General features: G+C 69.9%; 1 protein-coding gene. It reads left to right on the forward strand.

What is annotated here, in order from left to right; all coding sequences use genetic code 11:
• Positions 1–310: 310 nt before the first annotated feature.
• On the forward strand, positions 311–1,407 hold a 1,097-nt coding region (locus E1298_RS46910; protein ID WP_165976002.1), incomplete at its 3' end, for an SseB family protein.

Raw genomic sequence — 1,407 nt, forward strand, 5'->3', positions numbered from 1 at the left:
GTTGTGTATAAGAGACAGGGCGATGACTCCGCCCCGCCGGCCACCCCGGCTGAGGACGACCCCGTTCGAGCGGCCAATGAACCCTCCCCCGAGCGACCCGCAGGCGTCCCCATCCGGACACCCCACGGGACCCGCCTCTGGCGCTCGAACAGCGAGGATGGTGACACCCCATTGGCGGTCTACGACGCCATCGGCGGCGTCTGGACGCCGGTCCGGGCCGATGCGGTCCCGGCTCCTTGGGCCGAGTGACGGAGCGTTCGGCTACCGTCGAGTACGGCAACCCGCCCACGGACGCGAGAGTAGATCTCGATTGGACTGGAACGACTTCGCCAGACGGCTGACCCTGGAGCTCTCACGGCTGCCCATCAGGTCGTTCCTCATCGTCCAAGGACCGAGCGGGCTTCCCTATGTCCAGGCCATGCGGTCCGAGGGCGCCCTTGACGCGGAGGCGGTCAGCAGCGCGTTCCTCCCTCGCCCTCTGGCCCCGCGCCAAGAGCGCCGCCTTAGGGCCCTCGGCTGGGAGCCGCCGGACGAAGAGGAGCGGCAGAACTGGTGGGACCGGTTCCACCTCCGCGAGCGCGGTAGCCGCGCCACAGCCGAACACCTGGAATCCTGTGCCCTCTTGGCGGGCCAGATGGTCAGCGCCTTCCGCGACGTGTACGGCATCGGCTCCCCGCTCGAACTCGTCTACCAGGCGAGCAGGTCCGGCCCCGACGGTGGTCCATTGGCGCTGCCTGGTCTCGGCATCCCGCTGGCGATCCCCGAGAACGAGGGCCGGCCGTCCGCAAGCAGCCCCCGATCGGCCCGCACCGCCCGTCCGTCCGGATCAAGCCTGGAAACGGCACTCGCCGAGGCACGGGAACGCGGCGACCAGCAAACCTACTTGGAGCTACTCGCGCGCGCCGTCCTGTACCTACCGGCCACCGGCGACCCCAACGCCACCGACCACGAGTACGCGACGGCCCAGTTCGGAGCCGGCACGTTCGTCCTGGCGTTCACCTCTCCCGAGGCGATGGATCTCTCCCTCCGAGGACAGGCCGTCCACCACCGCCAGGCGTCCCTAGCCGAACTGTCCCGCCGCTGGCCGCACCCCGAGTGGCAGCTCGCAATCAACCCAGGCCTACCAAGCGCCTCTTACCTCGACGCTAACGCCCTCCTTGAACCCGTCGAGGACGACCGTCCCACCCGCCACGCCCAGGCCACCCGTCCTATCCCGGTCGCCCGTCCAATGCCACCCGACCCGTCCGACATCCATGTGGCCGGCCGTTCCTCCCGAACAGCGCCGAGCCGGCAAGGCCCATCACCCCGCACACGCCCACGCCATAGGGACACGCCGCCCCAAGACCACTCCAGCGCCCAAGGCACCCCCAAACCACCGCCAGCGCCCACGGAAACCCACCCCACACC

Source organism: Actinomadura rubrisoli (assembly GCF_004349215.1).
GTDB classification, from domain to species: Bacteria; Actinomycetota; Actinomycetes; order Streptosporangiales; family Streptosporangiaceae; genus Spirillospora; species Spirillospora rubrisoli.